At 45.3% G+C, this 21351-nt stretch carries 18 protein-coding genes; 4 read left to right on the top strand and 14 right to left on the bottom strand.

Translation table 11 applies throughout. From position 1 onward, the window contains the following. Positions 1–98: 98 nt before the first annotated feature. The 13 genes from IX95_RS10640 to IX95_RS10580 form a co-directional block, all read right to left on the bottom strand. Positions 99–563: a type II secretion system protein gene (locus IX95_RS10640; RefSeq protein ID WP_019277240.1), complete on the bottom strand. Its 465-nt coding sequence runs from the start codon at positions 561–563 to the stop codon at positions 99–101. Positions 564–594: 31 nt separating this feature from the next. Continuing rightward, on the bottom strand, positions 595–1170 hold the full coding sequence (locus IX95_RS10635) for a prepilin-type N-terminal cleavage/methylation domain-containing protein (RefSeq protein WP_019277239.1): 576 nt from the start codon (positions 1168–1170) through the stop codon (positions 595–597). Between the two features lie 77 nt (positions 1171–1247). After that, on the bottom strand, positions 1248–1709 hold the full coding sequence (locus IX95_RS10630; RefSeq protein WP_019277238.1) for a hypothetical protein: 462 nt from the start codon (positions 1707–1709) through the stop codon (positions 1248–1250). A gap of 1 nt (position 1710) precedes the next feature. Further along, positions 1711–2931 carry a type II secretion system F family protein gene (locus tag IX95_RS10625; RefSeq protein WP_038159695.1) on the bottom strand — a complete coding sequence of 407 codons (1221 nt, stop codon included), beginning with the start codon at positions 2929–2931 and terminating at the stop codon, positions 1711–1713. An 8-nt stretch (positions 2932–2939) separates the two neighbouring features. Beyond that, entirely contained in the window at positions 2940–4664 is a 1725-nt protein-coding gene (locus tag IX95_RS10620) for a GspE/PulE family protein (RefSeq protein ID WP_019277236.1), read from the bottom strand. Continuing rightward, on the bottom strand, positions 4654–5688 hold the full coding sequence (locus IX95_RS10615; protein ID WP_038159692.1) for a tetratricopeptide repeat protein: 1035 nt from the start codon (positions 5686–5688) through the stop codon (positions 4654–4656). The genes IX95_RS10620 and IX95_RS10615 overlap by 11 nt, the downstream gene beginning before the upstream one ends. Then, positions 5685–6530: an ExeA family protein gene (locus tag IX95_RS10610; RefSeq protein ID WP_038159690.1), complete on the bottom strand. Its 846-nt coding sequence runs from the start codon at positions 6528–6530 to the stop codon at positions 5685–5687. Before IX95_RS10610 ends, IX95_RS10615 begins: the two co-directional genes overlap by 4 nt. 3 nt (positions 6531–6533) lie before the next feature. Further along, positions 6534–8171 (bottom strand): pilus (MSHA type) biogenesis protein MshL, encoded by a 1638-nt coding sequence (gene mshL, locus IX95_RS10605; RefSeq protein ID WP_038159687.1) that lies wholly within the window; start codon positions 8169–8171, stop codon positions 6534–6536. A gap of 15 nt (positions 8172–8186) precedes the next feature. Then, positions 8187–8510 carry a hypothetical protein gene (locus IX95_RS10600; protein WP_038159684.1) on the bottom strand — a complete coding sequence of 108 codons (324 nt, stop codon included), beginning with the start codon at positions 8508–8510 and terminating at the stop codon, positions 8187–8189. Next, positions 8503–9153 carry a type II secretion system protein GspM gene (gspM, locus tag IX95_RS10595; RefSeq protein ID WP_038159681.1) on the bottom strand — a complete coding sequence of 217 codons (651 nt, stop codon included), beginning with the start codon at positions 9151–9153 and terminating at the stop codon, positions 8503–8505. The genes IX95_RS10600 and gspM overlap by 8 nt, the downstream gene beginning before the upstream one ends. Further along, positions 9153–10592 carry an MSHA biogenesis protein MshI gene (locus tag IX95_RS10590; protein ID WP_038159678.1) on the bottom strand — a complete coding sequence of 480 codons (1440 nt, stop codon included), beginning with the start codon at positions 10590–10592 and terminating at the stop codon, positions 9153–9155. The genes gspM and IX95_RS10590 overlap by 1 nt, the downstream gene beginning before the upstream one ends. Next, a complete protein-coding gene (gene csrD, locus IX95_RS10585) occupies positions 10589–12604 on the bottom strand; it encodes an RNase E specificity factor CsrD (protein ID WP_038159675.1) in 2016 nt (671 codons plus the stop codon). Before csrD ends, IX95_RS10590 begins: the two co-directional genes overlap by 4 nt. 147 nt (positions 12605–12751) lie before the next feature. Then, positions 12752–13300: a single-stranded DNA-binding protein gene (locus tag IX95_RS10580; protein WP_006958299.1), complete on the bottom strand. Its 549-nt coding sequence runs from the start codon at positions 13298–13300 to the stop codon at positions 12752–12754. 281 nt (positions 13301–13581) lie between these two features. Here IX95_RS10580 and IX95_RS10575 point away from each other — a divergent pair, with 281 nt between their 5' ends. The 4 genes from IX95_RS10575 to IX95_RS10560 all read left to right on the top strand — a co-directional run bounded on the left by IX95_RS10575 (position 13582) and on the right by IX95_RS10560 (position 20018). Continuing rightward, positions 13582–14229, top strand: a complete 648-nt coding sequence (locus tag IX95_RS10575) for a LuxR C-terminal-related transcriptional regulator (protein ID WP_038159672.1) — start codon at positions 13582–13584, stop codon at positions 14227–14229. A 117-nt stretch (positions 14230–14346) separates the two neighbouring features. After that, entirely contained in the window at positions 14347–15219 is an 873-nt protein-coding gene (gene galU / locus IX95_RS10570) for a UTP--glucose-1-phosphate uridylyltransferase GalU (protein WP_019277293.1), read from the top strand. Positions 15220–15358: 139 nt separating this feature from the next. Continuing rightward, entirely contained in the window at positions 15359–18181 is a 2823-nt protein-coding gene (gene uvrA, locus IX95_RS10565) for an excinuclease ABC subunit UvrA (RefSeq protein ID WP_038159669.1), read from the top strand. Between the two features lie 64 nt (positions 18182–18245). Further along, complete coding sequence (locus tag IX95_RS10560; protein WP_038159666.1) at positions 18246–20018, top strand: PglL family O-oligosaccharyltransferase; 1773 nt, start codon at positions 18246–18248, stop codon at positions 20016–20018. A 48-nt stretch (positions 20019–20066) separates the two neighbouring features. On the opposite strand, the gene IX95_RS10555 is transcribed toward IX95_RS10560, so the two are convergent. Further along, positions 20067–21188 (bottom strand): pyridoxal-phosphate-dependent aminotransferase family protein, encoded by a 1122-nt coding sequence (locus IX95_RS10555; protein WP_038159663.1) that lies wholly within the window; start codon positions 21186–21188, stop codon positions 20067–20069. Positions 21189–21351 lie beyond the last annotated feature (163 nt).

The following is a 21351-nucleotide window of genomic DNA, read 5'->3' as shown; positions in this document are numbered from 1 at the left end:
CAGTGAGGTGATTTGTGTAGATTTTGAGAAGAAGTAAGAGGTTAGTTCTGTGTGAGAGCATGACAAAGAAAAGGCCAGCAAAGCTGGCCTTTTCTGATTTAACAACTTGTAGTAACGACAGTTATTGTAGGCTCATCACCTGATGATGTCGCTTGTTCGTAGTTCACATGACAGCCTGCAGTGGTAGTACCATTAAATGTATATGAAATTGAATCAGTAGGTTGACCAGCACTTGTCACTTCACTCCAGTCGTCTGACAGCCCAGATACCGCAGCACCAATTCCTGCAGAAGATGCTACTGGATAACCAAATATAGTGCTAATAGTCGTACTGCCTGCTGTCACATTGACCGCTGAAGATGAGGTTTCGCTACCATCTATAGCAGCTTTACCATACACAATTCCAGCAGCGCCTTGCATCGCGCCCCTAAGCCCTTGTAATGAAGCAGAACGTGCATCTCCTTGCAGGTTAAGAAAACGAGGTGCTGCAGTTACTGCCAGAATACCTAGAATAACAATCACCACCACTAATTCGATTAGGGTGAAACCGCCTTGTTTTTTCATAGTCTCTATCTCTCTATGTTAATCCGCAGTACTACTGCAATGTCACGGTCACGCGACCGGTTTTAATCTCATATACAAACTGATGATTCGTACCACCTTCTTTCTGAATGTAAGTACAAGTGTCATTAGAATCATCAGCCTGCGCTGAATACTTTATATTTGTGTTACTGTTGGCATTCGACACAGTGTCTACACTTGGCGGGTTTTGCAGCAGGTTTTCCATCAAATTGATACAAATCTGATCCGTCAAACTTGCCGGAAAACTCGTGTTATCTGTATTTAACCCAAATGGGTAGCCATCTCTAAAACCGGTGTCAGCATTACTGCTGTTTTTAGAGCGAGTTAACCAAAAATCAACACCATCATAATTAACGGTGTTATAAGTTTCTGCATTCACCGTCACGGAAGGGCGAGCTTCCGCCTCCCACTGAGCACGTGCTGATAGCACTCCAGTTGCGAAACCACCAGCCACACCTTCAACGCTAGCTTTCTTCGCTTCGTCAGTCACATCTAAAAAGCGTGGTAGAGCCGCAACCGCCAGCAATCCGACGACAACAATAACTACAACAAGCTCAACTAACGAAAAACCGAATTGCTTATTATGCATAATTATAAACTCGCTATTTAGTACATCGTATTATACGAGATATCCACGATATAGCCATCACAAATATGTCAACAAAATCACTTTGCCGAAAAACCGACACTCACTGTAAATCTATTATCTACCAGTTGTATATGAATCGATTTTTCCTGATTGTAAATATAGTCACATCGATAATTATTTAATTCAGAGCGATTAACTACCTTGACTGGAATTGAATCCATAATCCGCTGCTCTGGATATAATATCGAAAGCCAAGAATTACATGGACTACTATTTCCGGAAAGTTCAGGTAATACCCAGCCAGCCTTTGAAAATCTTAAACTTTCTTCCCCAATAGCCAACCTTTCATGTTGGCCTTGGAGCATCCACTGCTGTTTATAAAAACTCGCTCTTTCTATAATCCTCTTGCTGGCAAGTAAAAAGGCTGCATCATCGACATCCTTTCCTAATTTCTCCATCACTAAAACAAAACTCATCATTAAAATAATAATAGCCAACAGCCAGAGTACCAATCTTGAACGCTCTACATTGTTCGCCATATTAACCTTGAATTGCGTCTAGCATGCCCCACATTGGCAGGAAAATACCTAGTGCGAGAATTAATACCATACCTGCAACGACTACTAATAATATAGGCTCGATTCGTGCTGTCAGCGTCTTCAAATCGTAATCAACTTCACGATCATAAAAATCAGCCGCTTCAAGTAATAACTCATCAATTCGCCCGGTTTCTTCGCCAACAGATAGCATTTGCAATACTAAGGGCGTAAACACTTGGCTATTACTCGCCGTTGTTGAAATGGTTCCCCCAGCTTCAATTGAAGACTTCATTTCCAGCAAACGATTCTCAAGGTACTTATTTTCTAGAGCTTCCGCAGAGAGAGCCAATGACTGATTCAAAGGCACACCAGCCTTAAGCATTAGCGCAAAAGTGCGAGAAAAGCGGGAAAGCTGCGCTCGATTAACAAGATCACCAATAATCGGCATGCGTAAACGAAACTTATCCCACTTTTCTTGGCCTTTTTCCGTTCTCACCCAAGCTTTGAACGCAAAGCTCAAGCTCACGATACCCGCCAACATAAATGCCCAGTAGTTGACAAAAAACTCCGATGTCGTAATGAGAATACGTGTTGGTAATGGTAGATCCACACCAAAACGAGCAAACATACTCGCAAACTGAGGGATGACTTTCACATTCAGAACGAACAACGCAACAACGATAAAACTGATAACAAAAGTAGGGTAACGCATTGCTGTCTTGATACGCTTGCGAGTTTCCACTTCCTGCTCATAATAGTTGGCGAGTTGCATCAGAGCCTGATCCAGTCGACCAGTATTTTCACCCACGTGGATCATCGACACAAACAGCGGACTGAAGACTTTAGAATGCATCTGCATTGACGCCGATAAACTTCGCCCATTTGTTAGCTCTAGGGTAACTTCTTCCAAGGCTTGTTTCAGTTGCTTGTTAGCACTGTTTTGAGTTAACCCCTTCATGGAGCGAAGTAAAGGGACACCCGCTTTAGTCAGGCTATACAACTGACGACAAAAGATCACCAGCACTTCCAACGGAATTGAAGGTGTAAGCAGTGTTCTGATATCAAACTCAAAGGCGCGCCCACCACCACCTAAAGTGATAGACGTAGGAATAATACCTTTGTTGATCAGAGACTCAGCAGCGACTTCTTCATTAGGAGCATCAACTTGCCCAGTGGCGGAAGTACCGTCTAAATTGCGTCCCTGATAGCTAAATACTGGCATGATTCATCCTATAAGTAGATGGCTTCAACCGAGCCAGAGGCATCCCCTTCACCAAGGTTCATGACTTCGTCCAAACTCACCACACCTTGCAAAGCCAGTTCCATGGCAGAAGCAAGCAACGGCTTATAGCTTTCCGACTGTCGGGCGACCATTGAAAAGCCTACCGCATCGTTGGCGCGCAGCTTATCCATCATGTCCTGTTCCAATTCGAGCATTTCAAACACGCCTATCCGCCCTTGGTATCCCGTTAGGTTGCAGTTCTGACATCCACGACCTTTGACAAAATCCGCCTGTCCTTGGTTAGGAAAGCGTTGAGCCAACCACTGCCTGCGTGAATCGTCCACCTCATCTTTGGTCTTACAATCTGGACAAACTTTACGTACCAAGCGCTGAGCAACAACAGCTCGTACTGCACTAGCCACTAGGTAACCTGGTGCACCCATATCCATCATCCTCAGAGCGCTATCCACCGCATCGTTAGTGTGCAATGTGCTCAAAACTAAGTGACCCGTGAGTGCAGCACGCAGACCAATTTCTACTGTTTCTTGGTCACGCATCTCACCAACCAGAATAATATCCGGGTCTTGACGCAAAAAAGTTCTGAGAATGGTTGAGAAATCGAGGTCAATTTTCGAATTCACTTGGACTTGGTTAACACGAGGTAAACGATATTCCACCGGATCTTCTGCGGTGATGATTTTCTTACCGGGTTCATTAAGTTCACTCAATGCGCCATAAAGCGTGGTGGTTTTACCCGAACCTGTAGGACCGGTGACCAGTATCATACCGTGAGGGCGGCGAAGTTGACGCCTCAGACGAAGCAATAAGTGATCAGGAATCCCGGAGTGTTCCAATTTTCGTACACCCGTTGACTGATTCAATAGACGCATAACGACCGATTCGCCATGCTGGACTGGCATCGTTGACATACGAATGTCGACTGATTGGCCCTTAGCACGAATGTTAAAGCGACCGTCCTGTGGCAAACGTTTTTCAGAAATATCCAGATTCGCCATTAACTTTAAGCGCAATACCAAGGCAGGTGCGACATTGACTTCATTCAATAGGGTTTCATGCAGGACACCATCGATACGCTGACGTAAGCGTAATACATTAGCATCAGGCTCAATATGAATATCTGAAGCACCAACCTGAATAGCATCTTCAAACAATGAGTTAATTAGCTTAACAACGGTAACTTCATCGCTGTCTTCATCTTCAATATTAAAATCAAAGGCTTCAGTAACCTGATGCTCTGCCTGCAACTGCTCTGCAAATGAGGCGATTTCCTTGGTACGTCGATAATAGCGATCAAATCCATCAACCAGCTGTTTCTCAGGCGCGATGACGAATTCAATACCGTATTGAGGCAATTGTCCAAGCAGTGCTTCCTGAGCAAACAAGTCTGCAGGATCGCTCATTGCTACCCTCAATGTGTCACCTTGACGACCGATCACTAAGGTTCTCAGACGACGAGCATGAACTTCAGGCAAGAGCTGCACAGCGTCAACGTCAACGTTCGCTCGGCTAAGATCAATCAATGGAACATCAAGCTGCTGAGATAGGAAGGTCAGCATCTGGTGCTCGGTTAAAAAGCCTAACTCAATCAGAGTTGCACCCAGTTTTCGACCCGTGCTTTTTTGCGCGGCTAGTGCCTCTTCGACCTGAGAGTCGGTAATAATGCCTTCTTCGACGAGCAAGTCACCGAGACGCTTTCTCAGTTTAATTTGCATCTGGTTGCTCCTCTAATCGACTAATTAGCGATAGACGATCACGAATAAATTGTTGAGATTGGCTGGATAAACCCAATTTTGTGAGTGCCTGCTGATAGGCTTTCTCAGCTTCAGGTAAATTTAAAGCACGCTCCTGCTGGATACCCAATCCAAGCCACCAACGGCCACTATCTGGCTCCATCGAAACTAAATTCTGGTAACTGCTGAGCGCAATTTCGTCTTGCTTGGATTTCTGTGCTAACGCCGCTCTCAACGACAAATACTCCACTGGTACTTGCTGTGGAAGATGGACTAAAGCCGTTAGTGCCGCTTCATTCTGCTTTTCTTTCATAAGCAATTTCGCTAAGGACATTCGTAGCGCAGTATTATCCTTGTCGAGTTGAATACCTTTACGCAGAATATCCACCGCCTTTCTTGCTTCACCTTTACCGTAATATAAAGCCGACAGTTTCTGACGAATCTTAACGCTATTGGGCGCGTAGCGAAGCGCTTCCTGATAATGACCAAGCGCCTCTTTCAGGTTGTTGTCATCAAGCGCTTTCTTGGCTCTTGTTTCCGCTTTTTCTGCCAATTGAGCTGGTGACAGTTCAATTTGCTGAATAACAACTTCACCTTGCGCAACTTGAGTGGGTTTCTGTGAAACGCTTGCAACAGCTATTGGCAAAGGCTGAGGTAGATGAGCCTGAGCTTCTTCCTCGATGACAGGCGCAGGTTTGGTAGGCTTATTCACGGTACGAGATTGAGGATTATAAATAACGCCACTGCTCTCAGAAGGTTTAGACGTCGGAGAGGCTATTTGGATTGTGGGCTCAGCAACGATGACAGAGACTGGTTGTTGCCGCAATTCTGGGGACTGCGAAGAAAGAGCCCACCCACCAACAGCAAGACTTAACCCAAAGCTGCCGATCACCCAGGGCAGCACCTTGAGCTGTTTAACAGGTTTGACTTGCGCTTTGACAACCTGCTCTGGCTTATGCGAATGGTTACTAGCCAGCTCAGACAGCGCATTGTTAATCGCACTCATGATAAACTCCAGCCCCAAATTAACGGGCTTTTAAATTTAGGTTTACAGCTGTCATACGTATCGTGAATGGCACTAAACAACTGTTCATTATTGACGCTCAAGCTACGTTGGCTACAAGCTAACACTAGACATTTGTGACAGATTTGATTAACCAACCTTGGAATCCCACGGCTGGCTTTCCAAATCGCTTTTTTCTGGCTGACAGTAAAGATTCCATCCTCACCGCCCGACTTCTCTAATCGGTTGTCAATGTAGGCGACCACCTCAGCAATTGTTAACGTTCTTAGTCGTGCACTGAAGGTTATCCGTTGACGGAACTGGCGAAGATGATGTTGTTCTAATCTCTCATCCAATTCCGGTTGGCCAAACAAAACGATCTGTATTAGCTTGTTGTATTCGGTTTCCAGGTTGCCAAACAAACGCAGTACTTCTAGAGCTTCATCACTCAGCGCCTGAGCTTCATCGACAAACAGCACAACAGGCAATCCACGTCGAGCTAATTCAATAAGTTTAGCTTGAATCTCTTCAACTAAGTTGGTCGAATCCACTGAATCAACGGCTAACTCAGTCGCGATGGCTCGTCTTAACTCATCACCATTAAGGGCAGGGTTTGGCAAGTAAACCAACTGCACATCTTGCTCAAGTTGATTGACTAGAATGCGGCATACCATGGTCTTTCCTGTGCCAACTTCACCCGTCACCTTTATCAGCCCTTCCCCCATTTCAATTGCCGACTGAACGGTTTGAATGGCTTCATAGTGAGGCTCCAACCCCAAAAAAAGCTCCGTATTTGGGGTCAGATGAAAAGGAAATTGAGTTAAACCAAAATGCTCCAAATACATGTGCTACTGCTCATCAGGAAACCATTCCTGAAGTAAAGCTCGTGAACGTTCAATCTCTTTCTGCCAAGTATTCACACCCACAACTGTCGGCTTCAGTAGAATGACTAATTCTGTTTTTTCAGTATATTGCGTAGTGTTGCGGAACAGGTACCCCAGAGCGGGAACATCACCTAAAAACGGGACTTTGGATGTTCTATCCAACGTATTGGATTTCATTAAGCCACCAATAACCACCACATCGCCATCTTGTGCACGAATAACAGAGTCCGATTCACGAATGGAGCTGGTCGCTAGTGGCAAAGAGACTGTAGACGAGCCATTAGTGATCTCTTTATTTTCTTCCGTTACGTCAATCACCGCTGGGTGGACATGTAATAGAACACTGCCGTCATTATCAATTTGCGGCGTGACATCAAGGGATATGCCCGAGAAGAATGGTGTCAACTCAATATCGGTACTCGTGGTAGATGTCGTGCTGCTTGTGTCAACATTGGTCGAGAAGTCTGTCACAAAGTAGCTGTCGGTCCCTACTTTGATTACCGCTTTCTGATTGTTTGACGCCGTGACACGAGGACTAGAAAGTACATTCAAATCACCCTGGGTGGCCATAAAACTGATCACTGCATCAAAACTGCCACTGGAAATCACTAAGTTTGTCTGTCCGCCCAGTAGAGTGCCAATCGTATCCAAACCTGGCAATGTTGCCGGCGTACCAGTTGTCGTCGGCGTTCCCTGACCTATAGTGTAATTAGTCCCGTTCGACGTGAAGGCTTTTGACCAATCAATACCTTGCTGGTAACCATCACTTAAAGTGACTTCGAGAATCTTAGCTTCCAAAATCACTTGACGATGCAGTCGTTGCTGAGAAACACCAATAAAACTTCGCACTTCGCGAATTTCATCGGGGAACGCACGTACAGTAATCACCCCAGCCTGTGGCGTAATAACAACACTCTGCCCTTGACCTGAACCAATTAACTGACTCACGGCTTGTTCCAGCTGTGGCCAAAAGTCACTTTCATTAGTCGTCTCAATTTCAGTGCCGCCCTTAGCTGAACTGGTGTTCGAACTGCCAGTACTGGAGGTATCTGAATCTGAGCCAGAAGATGACGAACTCGATGAGCTACTGTTGGTGATGGTCCCAGTAGTAATCGAGGTTAATGAGCGACCACTACGCTTGAACTGTAAGTAATCGACCGGAATGGTTACTGTCCTTAGCCCAGCAGGATAAACCTGAATCACTTTACCAGTTTTTTCAATTTGGTAGCCGTATAGATCGCGTACGACGGACAAGACTTCATCTAAAGTCACGTCCGTTAGATTAACGGTAATGTTGCCGGATACCTCTGGATGCAGTGCAACACTAAATTCGGTCCCTCTTACCAAACTGGCAAAAAAGGCTTTGGCTTCGACATCATTCGCTTGAATTCGAAAACGCTTTACTGTTTCGAGAGCTGCCAGCCCACTATCCAGATCTGGCATTAAATCAGCCTCTACAGAAGGCGGAAGCTCATCCAGACTGCGACTGCCTGACTGATTTATCGCTTCATTCAGCGCATCTTTAACTTCAACAGGCTCCCGATGGCCCATTGAACAACCCACTAATGATGCAACAGTCATTGCTACAACGAGTTTACGCATACGATTCCAATAACCTTATTGTTTTATATCCAGAGTAAAAAGCTCTAATTCCCACTGTTTACCTGCTCGAGAAAGCCAGACCAGCTCCGGTTCAATGCTTGTCACTTTATATCCATTCACCGTTTCTCCGACCAAAGCTACCTGATTGTTTAACACCGCGCGACAATGTCCAGCATCTCGGCAAACAATACTTTGCAGCATAGGCACTGGCTGTTGAACAATCTTGGTTGCTGGCTTGGCCTCCCGAGGCTTCTGCCAACCAAGCGGAGCCGTTGGGTCCTGAGATGCACTGGCCACAGATGAAAAAAACGCAACAGTCACAAGTAATAATCTAACCACCGATGAACTCCTGTCTCGTGCCTAACGTGTACACTTCCAGCACCAGTCGTGCGGTAGGGTATGCTTCGACGGTATAACTGAAACTTCTCCAGTAATAATTGACAGGCAGAGACTCTAGTGTGTTGAGATAAGTCAGAATAGAGAAATAGCCCCCAGTTAACTCTAGCCTTACCGGATGCAAGTAATAGCCTGTTCGTGTCTGGTTGTCTGCTCCCCCTGTAATGGGTTCCGCTGTCATAGACTCTAATGAAACTAGCTTAAGGCCTTTAGTGCCTGCTAGTACATCTTCCAGTAACCGCGCCATTTGGCTAGGGGAAATCAGGTTTTCAATAATCTGTGCTAACTGCTCTGACAGTTGCTGACTTTCAGTCAATAACTTCTTAAATTCGAGATCAATATTTTGGTTGGGGTCTTTATTTAGCTTTGCTGTGGCAAGTAAAATATCGCCTTCTAAGCGTTGAACCGTCTGCTTAGTCGAACTCAGTTGCCCAGACAGCGCATGATTTGCTTTCACCGTCGGTTCAATCAACCAAATTAGAAGCATAACGCTGAGGACCACCAAGCCACAAAGCGTAAGCAGCCATTTCTCTCGCAAGCTCAGAGTTTGAAACTTATCGTTTAGTTGAAGCCATAGCTGTTGCATTATTTCGACTCCTGCTTAGTGATAAGTTCAAACGTCACAATGTCGTCATCGTTACGACCAATGCGCAGCTTTTCAAATGTCCGCCCCACTAAATTGACTTCCGACTGGAATTGATTCACCCAGTTTGGGATAGCTTTTGCTTCTCGTGCCAACCCCTGCAAATCCATGGTATTTGCATCAATAAAAATATGGTTTAGCGAGATGTCTTCCCGACCCAATTCCGCCAGTGCGCGCATTACACCTGAGTAACCTATCTGTTGAGAGCCATCAAATTCATCGACAGCTTTTAACGAAGCCCGTTTAGCCTGAATATCCAGTTTTAATCTCGCCACTGCGGCAACTTTAGCAGCAGATGGCTTATGCTTGGCCAAACGTTCATTCAAGCTTGCCAACTGCTGCTCAAACTCTCTCTGCTGGATTTGGAAATCTTCTAGCTCTTGATTTAGCGTGCTTTGCTGAAAATGGAGGTAAGCGAATGAGGTAAGCAAAATGGCCGCTACCGCTCCCCATGCAAACACAACATTAGTAAGAGTAAAGTTTTCCTTCTTCGGCTTAAGTGAATCTGGATAGAGATTGACCGCTTGCTCGCTCAATTGCTCTGAAAATTCAATCAGAATATCGCCTGACTCTCTGTCATCCTCACTTAGCGCAGCGACTTTAACGCTTAAACGCTCACTTAACGCCTCCACCAGCTCAGGTTGATCTTCTTCATCACAACAAACTTTCATCTGATGCAGAGAAGCACCGCGTAGCTGCGACGATAGATAGTCAATCGAACGTTGTAGCTCTAATGCAATACCATCAAGCTGCAGGACGCTGGTGGCAACACCTGTTAGCGGAGATGCAACCCCTCGAATGGTTCTTTGAAACGCACAGTGATGGTCAACAAAGGCGCTAACTCGGAAACTGCTTTGTTTGCTGCGCTGCAGTAATAAAAAATGCGAAACTTCACCAGCCGACACACCCCAAACTTCATCTTCGACTAAAACACGATCAAGCTGAATATGATGAGCAGACAGCTGTTGCTGTAGTCCGAAGATCAGACTCTTAGGCACAACATAAACCTGAAGTTTATTACCAACGGGAAGCTCGGCCGCATCCGCAACAATGTCCGTCACTTTTTCGCTGATTAGGTCTTTAAGCAAAAACGGCAAGGCACCCGCTAGTTCTGCCTCTGGAATGTTAGGCTTATCGATTTGATAGGTTTGGTAAAACTTAGAGTTGAGAACGATATCGAGGTGAATCTCAGGTAATTTAGCCTGTATCAGCGTTTTGAGTAGCGTCTCTTGCCAAGCGCCCCCCTCGACCACCACCTTAGACGGCAGCGCATGGTCAACCAACGCTGAAAAATACAATTCACCGGGTTGAACAACGACGGTCAGTTTATGGCCGACCTTTTTGTTGTGCTTAAGCTTTCCGATCAAAGACTGAATGTTCATTTACTACTAACTTTTCGCCATCGATTACGGCGACCGATCTGAACTTTAGTGGTCGCCATGACTTTTTTCTCAGTTTCAACTTCAGGTAATAACTGTTGCTCGGACTGAAAATAACGTCCTTGAACGCCTTGTACTCCTAAAGCCAGCATCGTTTTATACTCTTGTTTATTGTCGACACCAACGGCAATAACTTGAGTTTTAAGTCCTTCACAAGCACCTAACAGGCTACGCACGAATAACTGATTCTCATCTCGCTGATCTATTTGCTTTACCAAGCTCCTATGCAATTTTAAAAAGTCGACCGGTAGATCTTTTAAATAATGTGTACTGACAATTGATCGTCCAGCTTGACCTACCGAAACTCTACAGCCTAATCCGGAAATCATTTTTATTACCGGGCGCATATAATCTAAGTGTTTTACTAACCTTGCTTCTGCGAATTCAAAAATTAATAACTTTCGCTGCTCTGCTGTCAATTGTAGTAGTTCATAACGAAACCATTTCAGATAATCTCGCTCAGAAAACGGCACAACGTGAAGATTTACAGAGTAACATATTCTTTTCTTTGAGACTTTCAAAAATTTGACGACCGTCGAAAAAACAGCACGGTCGAGAATCGACTCATAGCCAACAGACTCTATTGCTGAGTTAAATCTTGATGCTTTTATTAAACCTTTATCGGGATCCTTAATACGCACAAACAGCTCAGAATGCTCAAATATTCGATCTCGGTGTGAATCTAATAAATAACAAGGCTGATGGTATATATAGAGCTTTTCAGGCTTTAGCACTAAATCGAATAGAGTACGCCAACGTACACTGCCCCGCTCATCCTCATGCGTGACAAGCTTGTTAAATTTATTCCAAGTATTGACTCGTTGTAACTGTGCGCTTTTGAGCGCCGTTTCTACCTCATCTAAAATACGCCCCTGACTTTCACCTTCGCGATACATACTAATACCAATATGCACCCAGTTTTCTTTATCTAGTGGACTAGGTGGGGACAATTTTGTCAGTTGCTTTAAGCTATTCACTGCTATTTGTGAAATATCTTTACTGCTTAAATGAGGAGCAAATATGGCAAAGTCTGATTCGTAATAACGTGAAAGGATAACGTCAGGATAGCGCTGAATAATATTATTTAGGTTTTCACCAATATCGACCACGAAATCATCAGCAACAGACTTACCCGACTCTTCTCGCAATTGGTCCCAGTCATCTATTCTCAGCAGCAATACTCCACCATGCGAACCATGCTCTGACAATGCGGCTTCAAGCTTACTGTCCAACAAGACACGATTTGCGGTACCAGTCAATTGGTCGAGAAAGGTTTGCGTACGAATGAAGGTATCAAAGCGACTTCGCTCTTGGCGAGCGTCCTGCAACTCCTCTATCAGGCAGTCCAACGCTTCGCTGGCTGTATATGGCCATTCTTTGACATCGCCCTTGGCATATTCTTCCACTCTTCCAGCCAAGATCATTCGCCCTCGCTCTTCAAGGAGCTCAGACCCTGCCAACTGCTCTCTCAGCCATTTTACGCCCCGCATCAAGCAAAAGATGATCAACGCCACCGCCAAAGTGATCGACCATAAAGCCTCAAGGGAGTATCCATAGCCAATATAAGGAGGCACCGCTTTAAACTGAAGTCGGTAACCGACATTGCGCTCGAGTTGATATTCCACGTCGTAAAGAAGCGCTTTGTCGACTTTCGATGAAGTATCCTTATAGCGGTAAATCACCCCGTTGTCAGACAGAAGTTTCATCTCAACAATATTGGAAGCCTGAAGCATCTTAGGCATCCAACGTTGAAGGGAATATGCGGCATCAGGGTCTTCCATCTCTTTATCCAACACCTCAACAATTCCCTGTAGAGAATGATCTAGATACTCTTGCCCTAAGCGCTTGAAAGACAGTGTCCCACCTAAAAATAGGATGAACATCGCACTGGTCACTATAACGGTGACAAACGCAACTAGGCGAGTGCTCAGTTTTAAGGTGGGTGTATACCTCATATAAGAAGAATTCCTTTCTTGAATTAGATTGTGCAACATCCATGCTCAGTCAGAGTACCTAGGCCGAGATACTACTAACTGATTAGTCTGTTTTTTAACTATATAAAAAAGCCGCGAAATTCGCGGCTTTTTTCAGGATTCAATGAGTTAGAATGGGATATCGTCATCAAAATCCATTGGTGGCTCATTATACTGAGGCTGATTTTGGTTCTGCTGTTGAGGCTGAGAGTATGGTTGCTGAGCCTGAGCAGGTTGGCTTTGTTGCATTGCTGGCTGCTGAGGTTGACCCCAACCACCTTGCTGCTGAGGCTGGCCCATTGATTGACCCGGTGCGCCACCTTGAGCACGACCACCTAGCATCTGCATAACACCATTAAACCCTTGAACCACAACTTCAGTGCTATAGCGGTCCTGACCATTCTGGTCTTGCCATTTACGTGTCTGCAGTTGACCTTCAATATAAACCTGAGAACCTTTACGTAAGTACTCACCAGCGACTTCAGCCAGCTTGCCAAATAGAGATACACGGTGCCACTCTGTTTTTTCGCGTTGCTCACCTGTTGCTTTATCACGCCAGCTTTCAGACGTCGCAATCGTGATGTTTGCTACAGCGCCACCGCTTGGCATATAACGTACTTCCGGATCTGATCCCAGATTACCGACTAAAATAACTTTGTTGACTCCACGGCTCGCCATGATTCGCTCCGTCTAAATTCTGTATTGATCTAAAAATAGCGCATAAGGATAACACGCTTTAGTCTGTGAACAAATTGCAATCCACACAATGAGTTCACAAACTCATTCACCCTACTCAAAGCAAAATTATTTTCGAGTAAATTCAATCTATTGATTGAGTGATAGATTTATTAGTTACTGGCTAACATGAAATTAAACGCAATCCTGTAAACCAAACTCGCACCAGCCGGAATTCTCATTCACTCTGCCAACACACCTAATTAAACCGAATGAAGAACCTTATGACTAAAAACATCTATACCAGAACCATCTACTTTCTCTGTGAAGACAGCTCCGAAAGCAACCACTTTATTCACCAAGTCGAGAAACAGCTTGGTGTTGATATTCCCCATATTGAGCCGAACGAGCTGATGCTTGCCATGCAACAACATAAGCATAAGATTTTGATGATTGATCATGACAACTACAAAAAGCTCAATAATCAAATCCGTGACTTGCCTCTATCGAACAAAATGTTTGAAACCATCATTTTTAATGTAGAAAAAAGACTCACAACTGAAGAGCTATTGTGCTTCGGCAACTTAAAAGGATTGTTTTATCAAGATGACTCGATTGAAGCCATCGCCAAAGGTTGTGGTGAGATCATCAACAGCCAAAACTGGTTACCCCGCAAAGTCGCGGCTCAGCTACTGCATTATTATCGTCACGTCGTGCTTAGCCAAACTGCGCCAGCCACCGTGGATTTAACCTCGCGTGAAATTCAAATTCTACGCTGTTTAAAAACTGGGGCATCCAATATGCAGATCGCAGAAGATCTGTTCATTAGTGAGTTTACCGTTAAGTCCCACCTTTATCAGATCTTCAAAAAGCTGTCGGTTAAGAATCGTGTCCAAGCAATCGCTTGGGCCAATCAGCATATGCTGTCTTAAATCTAATCCGATGTGCAAAAACTCACATTTTATCTTTAACATTCATTATCCATTCACGCAAAAAGTGATAAGGTTGCGCCAGCTATAATAGATTAATTAGAAATATAGGGTTTAAACATGATCAAAAAGTGCCTTTTCCCAGCTGCTGGCTACGGAACTCGCTTTCTTCCTGCAACTAAATCTATGCCTAAAGAAATGATGCCAGTCGTCAACAAACCGCTTATAGAGTACGGTGTTGAAGAAGCCATTCAGGCGGGCATGGATGGCATGTGTATTGTCACTGGCCGTGGTAAGCACTCGATCATGGACCATTTCGACAAAAACTACGAATTGGAGCATCAAATCAGCGGGACAAATAAAGAGCAACTGCTGGTCGATATTCGTGACATTATCGAAAGCGCCAACTTCACTTACATTCGTCAACGTGAAATGAAAGGGTTAGGCCATGCAATTTTGACAGGACGTGAGCTAGTCGGTGATGAGCCGTTTGCTGTAGTACTTGCAGACGATCTTTGCGTCAACGAGCAAGAAGGTGTACTGGCTCAAATGGTCGCTTTGTTTAAGCAGTTCCGCTGCTCTATTGTGGCAGTACAAGAAGTACCTGCTGACGAAACACATAAGTATGGTGTGATTTCCGGTGAGATGATCAAAGACGACATTTATCGCGTCGATGACATGGTTGAAAAGCCAGAACCGGGGACCGCGCCAAGTAATCTAGCTATCATTGGCCGTTACATCCTAACTCCAGATATTTTCGAGCTGATCGAAAATACTGAACCGGGTAAAGGTGGCGAGATCCAGATTACAGATGCACTTCTGAAACAGGCCAAGGCCGGGTGCGTACTGGCATACAAATTCAAAGGGAAACGCTTTGATTGTGGTAGCGTTGAAGGATACATCGAAGCAACCAACTACTGCTTTGAGAACCTTTACCTAACGGATAGCAACAAATCAGAACTGGATAAACAAAAGACGACAAAAGAAGCTTAATCGCTTTACGCTAAACATGCTTCAAAGGCCGCTTAATAGAGCGGCCTTTTTGTTACTGTTTTTTTATCCAGTATTTTCTTTGAACATTTATCACTCTATGTAATACTTAGCCCACTTGTTTTTACATTGAGCGAGAGCAATGGATCAGATCGAAGTTCGCGGCGCACGCACCCATAACTTAAAAAATGTGAACCTAACCATTCCACGAGATAAACTCATCGTGATTACAGGTTTATCAGGTTCAGGTAAATCATCACTTGCCTTCGATACCCTGTATGCGGAAGGTCAACGTCGTTATGTTGAATCCCTATCGGCCTACGCTCGCCAGTTTTTGTCTTTGATGGAAAAGCCCGATGTCGATCATATTGAGGGCTTATCGCCCGCCATTTCCATTGAACAAAAATCAACGTCGCACAACCCTCGCTCAACCGTTGGTACCATTACTGAAGTGTATGACTACCTACGTCTATTGTACGCACGTGTTGGCGAGCCGCGTTGCCCTGAACATCATGTACCATTGACAGCTCAAACCATCTCACAAATGGTCGACAAAGTTTTGGAGCTTCCCGAAGGATCCAAAATGATGCTCCTTGCGCCAATTGTTAAAGAGCGTAAAGGCGAGCACGTTAAAACATTGGAGAACCTTGCTGCACAAGGCTTTATTCGCGCTCGTATCGATGGTGAAACTTGCGATCTATCCGATCCACCAACTTTAGAATTGCATAAAAAACACACCATTGAAGTCGTAGTCGATCGCTTTAAGGTGCGCGATGATTTACAACAGAGGCTGGCGGAATCCTTTGAGACGACTCTCGAATTGTCCGGCGGCATTGCGGTCGTGGCTCCGATGGATGGAGATGGCGCAGAAGTCGTCTTCTCCGCTAACTTTGCCTGTCCACATTGTGGTTACAGCATGCAAGAGCTAGAACCTCGACTCTTTTCCTTCAATAATCCAGCAGGCGCCTGCCACACCTGTGACGGCCTTGGCGTCCAGCAATATTTTGACCCCGACAGAGTCATTCTCGATGACTCTTTAAGTCTCGCCGAAGGGGCGATCCGAGGTTGGGATCAGAAAAACTACTATTACTTCCAAATGCTGTCATCGTTGGCAGAACACTATGGCTTTGATCTAAAAGCGCCTTTTAAGTCCTTATCAAAGAAAATGCAAGATGTGGTACTCACAGGCTCCGGACGCACAGAGGTCGAGTTTAAGTACATCAACGATCGCGGCGATATCCGCGTCAAACGTCACCCATTTGAAGGCATACTCAATACCCTTGAGCGTCGCTATCGTGATACCGAATCTAATGCCGTACGTGAAGATCTAGCAAAGTACATTTCAACTCGTACCTGTTCTAGCTGTGAAGGCAGCCGCTTGCGTTTAGAAGCTCGCAATGTATTCATAGGCGACACGACCTTACCTGAGATTGTTGAACTCAGCATCGCGGATGCTCTGAATTTCTTTGCATCGTTGGAGCTAGAAGGCCAGAGAGCGCAAATCGCTGAAAAGGTAATGAAAGAAATCAACGATCGTCTCCAATTCTTGGTCAACGTCGGTCTTAATTACTTGAATCTTTCTCGTAGTGCAGAAACGCTATCTGGAGGCGAAGCACAACGTATTCGACTGGCGAGCCAGATTGGCGCAGGTCTGGTCGGTGTAATGTACGTACTCGATGAACCGTCAATTGGACTTCATCAGCGGGACAATGAGAGACTGCTAAAGACACTGACTCACCTGCGTGATTTGGGCAATACGGTTTTAGTCGTTGAACATGACGAAGATGCGATTCGCATCGCTGATCACGTGATCGATATTGGCCCGGGAGCTGGTGTTCACGGCGGAAGTGTGGTCGCTGAAGGGACAATGGAAGACATCGTCGCTACACCTGAATCCCTGACGGGCCAGTACCTCAGTGGCGTTAAACAAATTGCGATACCTGAGCAGCGCACACCTATCGACAAGAAAAAAGTGGTGCAGCTGATTGGGGCAACTGGCAACAACCTTAAGGATGTCAGCTTAACTATACCTGTCGGTTTGTTCACCTGTGTGACAGGGGTTTCAGGCTCAGGTAAATCCACTCTGATCAACGATACTTTTTTCAAGATTGCACACACTCAGCTAAACGGTGCGACGACAGCAACTCCATCTCCTTACCAGAAAATTAAAGGGTTGGAACACTTTGATAAAGTCATCGATATTGACCAGAGCCCAATTGGGCGTACACCACGTTCTAACCCAGCGACTTACACAGGCATCTTTACACCAATCCGAGAGCTGTTTGCTGGAACACAAGAAGCGAGATCACGTGGCTATAAACCGGGTCGTTTCAGCTTCAACGTACGCGGAGGCCGATGTGAAGCCTGTCAGGGCGATGGGGTGATTAAAGTTGAGATGCACTTCCTGCCGGATGTCTACGTCCCATGTGATGTGTGTAAAGGCAAACGCTACAACCGTGAGACACTCGAAGTCCACTACAAAGGCAAAACCATTGATGAAGTACTTGGAATGACGGTTGAAGATGCCCGTGAGTTCTTCGACCCTGTGCCGGTCATAGCTCGTAAGCTGCAAACACTTATGGACGTCGGACTTTCTTATATTCGCCTTGGCCAAGCTGCGACCACCTTATCCGGCGGTGAAGCGCAACGTGTTAAACTTGCCCGAGAGCTATCCAAGCGCGATACCGGTAAAACTCTCTATATCTTAGATGAGCCAACCACTGGCCTGCACTTCCATGATATTCAGCAGTTGCTTACTGTACTGCATCGACTACGTGATCACGGTAATACAGTGGTGGTCATCGAACATAACCTTGATGTGATTAAAACCTCAGACTGGATTGTCGATTTGGGCCCTGAAGGCGGCCAAGGTGGCGGTGAAATTATTGCCGAAGGAACACCGGAAGAAGTGGCTAAGGTAAAAGGTTCACACACCGCACGATTCCTCAAGCCTATGTTAAAATAAAGAAAAGTAGTAAATTAAGCAGACCATAACATGGTCTGTTTTCTTTTGAAGGACGCAATAATCAATGGCAACCATCCATTTGGCAGGGACAAGTCTAGAGCCGCAAGCACCTAAACTACCGCTCATTAAACCGTTTCTTGTTTCTCTAGCAGTCGTATTTTTGCTCGCAATGCACATTTTTACGCCTAATCCGGGTGGTGCCGGGCTCGCGCTCTCTTTTAATACGACGACCTGGCTGGCAGTCAGTTTCTCTTTGGCGATAGGATTGTATCAGGTCGGTACCCAAGGTGTGGTCAGATACAATAAGCTGTCGATTGGGCTGTTTATCTGCTGTGTATTAATCACAATACCGGTATTTTTCCCTCACTCAGACTTTTCTCTATCTCAAGGTAAGCTACTCGGGTTGTGGGCCGGATACGGGCTGTTTTTCGTTCTTCAACAATTTCGCTTCAGCAATAAGCAGAAACAGCGTTTATTGTGGTTTATCACCATCGCGGCTTTTATGCAGGCACTGTTTGGCTGGTTTCAATATCTAGTCCTACAACCTAACAACTTATTTGGCTACGATACAGTACAGAATCGCCCTTACGGTATTTTTCAGCAGCCTAACGTCATGGCCAGCTTTCTTGCCACAGGATTGGCTCTGTCAGGCTATCTACTCACCCGTCATCCAAAGAAATACAACCGCCATCTCAGCGAAGTTTCGTTGCTTTATCTGATGCCGGTGGTCACCGTACCACTCTTAATCATCATCGCTTCTCGAACGGGTTGGCTTGGTGCATTTCTCTGCGTCATTTTGTTGCTTTCATATCTGTATCGCTTTGCAACTAAAAAACGTTTTTGGGGCTGGTTAACAGCCATTTTGCTAGGCCTATCGATTGGTAGCAGCATCAACTTGCTAACTGATGGAGAGTCTCTAGCAGCCAAGCGGGCTAACCTTGAGAGTCCGAGACAATACATCTTTCCTCAAACACTCGACATGTTGATTGAGAAACCCTTTACTGGATACGGCTATGGGCGCTTTGAATCAGAATACATTGTCTATACCGCCCGTCAGCATCAGTTGAACCCCAATTATCATCCGGGGCTTGCTTCGATGGACCACCCTCACAATGAGTTGCTTTATTGGGGAGCTGAGGGAGGGTTACTTCCGGTTGTAGCTATAGTGCTCGCTGCGGTGATGGTTTTAGTGAGGATCTACAATGCTAAAAAAGGCACTCGCCTCGCGATGTTTGCCTTATTTGTGCCAATAGTGCTTCATAGCCAGCTGGAATATCCGTTCTACCACTCTGCGATTCACTGGATAACCTTTGTGGTTCTGCTTTTCTGGATTGATCAACGCGCTCGCTCGTATCGCTTTGCGTCATTCAGCATGGTGACTAAAACACTGTTCCGAGTGATGAGCTTAGTCGTGCCAATCATAACCAGTTTCTATATGCTGACAGCGCTGCACACTAACTACGTACTCACTCAGTTTGAAACATCGAACCCTAAAAATCCTGACTTACTCAGTCAAGTCAGCAATCCAATAGTTTGGAAAGACAGGTACGACTGGGATATTTATAGCACTTATCTCAATATTGGCCTTTATCGTCAGGAGGCGAAATTCATCCAGCCATACATTGACTGGTCACTGAAAATTATTAAAGAGAAGCCAAGACCAGCGTTTTACAACAACCTGATCCTGGCTTACCAAGGCCTTGGAGATAGTGAGCGTGCTGAGCAAATTCGCAGTGAAGCGCAATACTTGTTCCCTGAGCGAGATTTCTCACAGGTGCAATACATAGCTCCAGATATCGATGCGCTAAAAGCAGATAATGAAAAAGTAACCAAGTAAAAAAGGCGACGCTTTATGCGTCGCCTTTCAACTCATTTTTTATGGAAGTTACTGCCTCAGTGACTCTTCCAGTGCTCTCAAACAAAGCGCAACATTTTCTGCACGAGCACCGTAGCCCATAATGCCTATACGCCATGCCTTACCCGCTAACGCCCCCAAACCTGCACCGATTTCGAGATTGTAGTTTTCCAGTAAATGGTTACGAACCCCTGCGTCATCAACACCTTGAGGAATGTAGACCGCATTAAGCTGAGGCAAACGTGACTCTGCTGCAACAACAAACTCAAAGCCCAACTTTTCGAGACCCAACTTCAGCTTTTCATGCATATCACTATGACGCTGCCAAGCATTCTCTAGCCCTTCATTTTTAAGGATTAATAGGGACTCATGCAGCGCATAAAGGCTGTTGACAGGCGCAGTATGATGATAGCTACGCTTTCCTTCTCCACTCCAATAACCTAATACTAGGCTTTGATCTAAAAACCAGCTCTGAACAGGTGTTTGTCGAGCCTGAATCTTCTCAATGGCCAGAGGAGAGAACGTCACTGGTGATAAACCCGGAACACAAGATAAACATTTCTGACTGCCTGAATACACCGCATCCAGCTGCCATTCATCGACTTTAAGCGGTACACCACCTAAAGAGGTTACTGCATCAACAATCGTTAGCACACCGTGAGCTTTTGTAAGCTTACCTAATGCTTCTGCATCACTACATGCGCCTGTCGATGTTTCTGCGTGAACAAATGACAGGATTTTAGCATCAGGGTGATCTTTCAGCGCCTGCTCAACTTTGTCGACCGAGACAGGAGTCCCCCATTCATCATCGACAACTACCGCTACACCGCCCGCTCGAACCACATTTTCGCGCATGCGCTCGCCAAACACGCCATTGCGACAGACGATCACCTTCTCACCCGGTTCAATCAGGTTAACAAAACAGGTTTCCATACCTGCACTGCCCGGCGCTGAAACAGCAATAGTGAATTCATTTTCGGTTTGAAAAGCGTATTTGAGTAACTGTTTTAGTTCATCCATCATTTTAATGAACAAGGGGTCAAGGTGGCCTACGGTAGGGCGACTCAAAGCCTGCAAAACTTGAGGAGAAATATCCGAAGGGCCAGGGCCCATAAGAATACGGTGAGGGGGGATAAAGCTTTGAATCGTCATTGTTCGCTCCTTGAAACGGGTCTACTTTCTACTTATTTGTCTTTACATTAAAACAAATCGACACAGGCAGCAATTGGCCGAAAGTTCTCAGGTCAAACCACTGTCACAAGTTTGTTAATTAATAAACCGATTAAAGTGACACTTTCCCGTTGACAAAGGTCAC

Origin of the sequence: Vibrio sp. B183 (assembly GCF_000740665.1) — a bacterium.
Classification (GTDB): domain Bacteria; phylum Pseudomonadota; class Gammaproteobacteria; order Enterobacterales; family Vibrionaceae; genus Vibrio; species Vibrio coralliilyticus.
Note: the sequence above shows the minus strand (reverse complement) of the source record. Positions and strands in the feature narration are given on the sequence as shown.

Excerpts from the sequence above, each read along its gene's own strand:
- IX95_RS10560 (WP_038159666.1), top strand. The coding sequence starts at position 18,246 with ATGGCAACCATCCATTTGGCAGGGACAAGTCTAGAGCCGCAAGCACCT.
- IX95_RS10635 (WP_019277239.1), bottom strand. The coding sequence starts at position 1,170 with ATGCATAATAAGCAATTCGGTTTTTCGTTAGTTGAGCTTGTTGTAGTT.
- IX95_RS10615 (WP_038159692.1), bottom strand. The coding sequence starts at position 5,688 with ATGAGTGCGATTAACAATGCGCTGTCTGAGCTGGCTAGTAACCATTCG.
- mshL (WP_038159687.1), bottom strand. The coding sequence starts at position 8,171 with ATGCGTAAACTCGTTGTAGCAATGACTGTTGCATCATTAGTGGGTTGT.
- IX95_RS10610 (WP_038159690.1), bottom strand. The coding sequence starts at position 6,530 with ATGTATTTGGAGCATTTTGGTTTAACTCAATTTCCTTTTCATCTGACC.
- IX95_RS10575 (WP_038159672.1), top strand. The coding sequence starts at position 13,582 with ATGACTAAAAACATCTATACCAGAACCATCTACTTTCTCTGTGAAGAC.
- gspM (WP_038159681.1), bottom strand. The coding sequence starts at position 9,153 with ATGCAACAGCTATGGCTTCAACTAAACGATAAGTTTCAAACTCTGAGC.
- IX95_RS10640 (WP_019277240.1), bottom strand. The coding sequence starts at position 563 with ATGAAAAAACAAGGCGGTTTCACCCTAATCGAATTAGTGGTGGTGATT.
- IX95_RS10590 (WP_038159678.1), bottom strand. The coding sequence starts at position 10,592 with ATGAACATTCAGTCTTTGATCGGAAAGCTTAAGCACAACAAAAAGGTC.
- IX95_RS10580 (WP_006958299.1), bottom strand. The coding sequence starts at position 13,300 with ATGGCGAGCCGTGGAGTCAACAAAGTTATTTTAGTCGGTAATCTGGGA.
- IX95_RS10620 (WP_019277236.1), bottom strand. The coding sequence starts at position 4,664 with ATGCAAATTAAACTGAGAAAGCGTCTCGGTGACTTGCTCGTCGAAGAA.
- IX95_RS10555 (WP_038159663.1), bottom strand. The coding sequence starts at position 21,188 with ATGACGATTCAAAGCTTTATCCCCCCTCACCGTATTCTTATGGGCCCT.
- IX95_RS10625 (WP_038159695.1), bottom strand. The coding sequence starts at position 2,931 with ATGCCAGTATTTAGCTATCAGGGACGCAATTTAGACGGTACTTCCGCC.
- IX95_RS10630 (WP_019277238.1), bottom strand. The coding sequence starts at position 1,709 with ATGGCGAACAATGTAGAGCGTTCAAGATTGGTACTCTGGCTGTTGGCT.
- csrD (WP_038159675.1), bottom strand. The coding sequence starts at position 12,604 with ATGAGGTATACACCCACCTTAAAACTGAGCACTCGCCTAGTTGCGTTT.
- galU (WP_019277293.1), top strand. The coding sequence starts at position 14,347 with ATGATCAAAAAGTGCCTTTTCCCAGCTGCTGGCTACGGAACTCGCTTT.
- uvrA (WP_038159669.1), top strand. The coding sequence starts at position 15,359 with ATGGATCAGATCGAAGTTCGCGGCGCACGCACCCATAACTTAAAAAAT.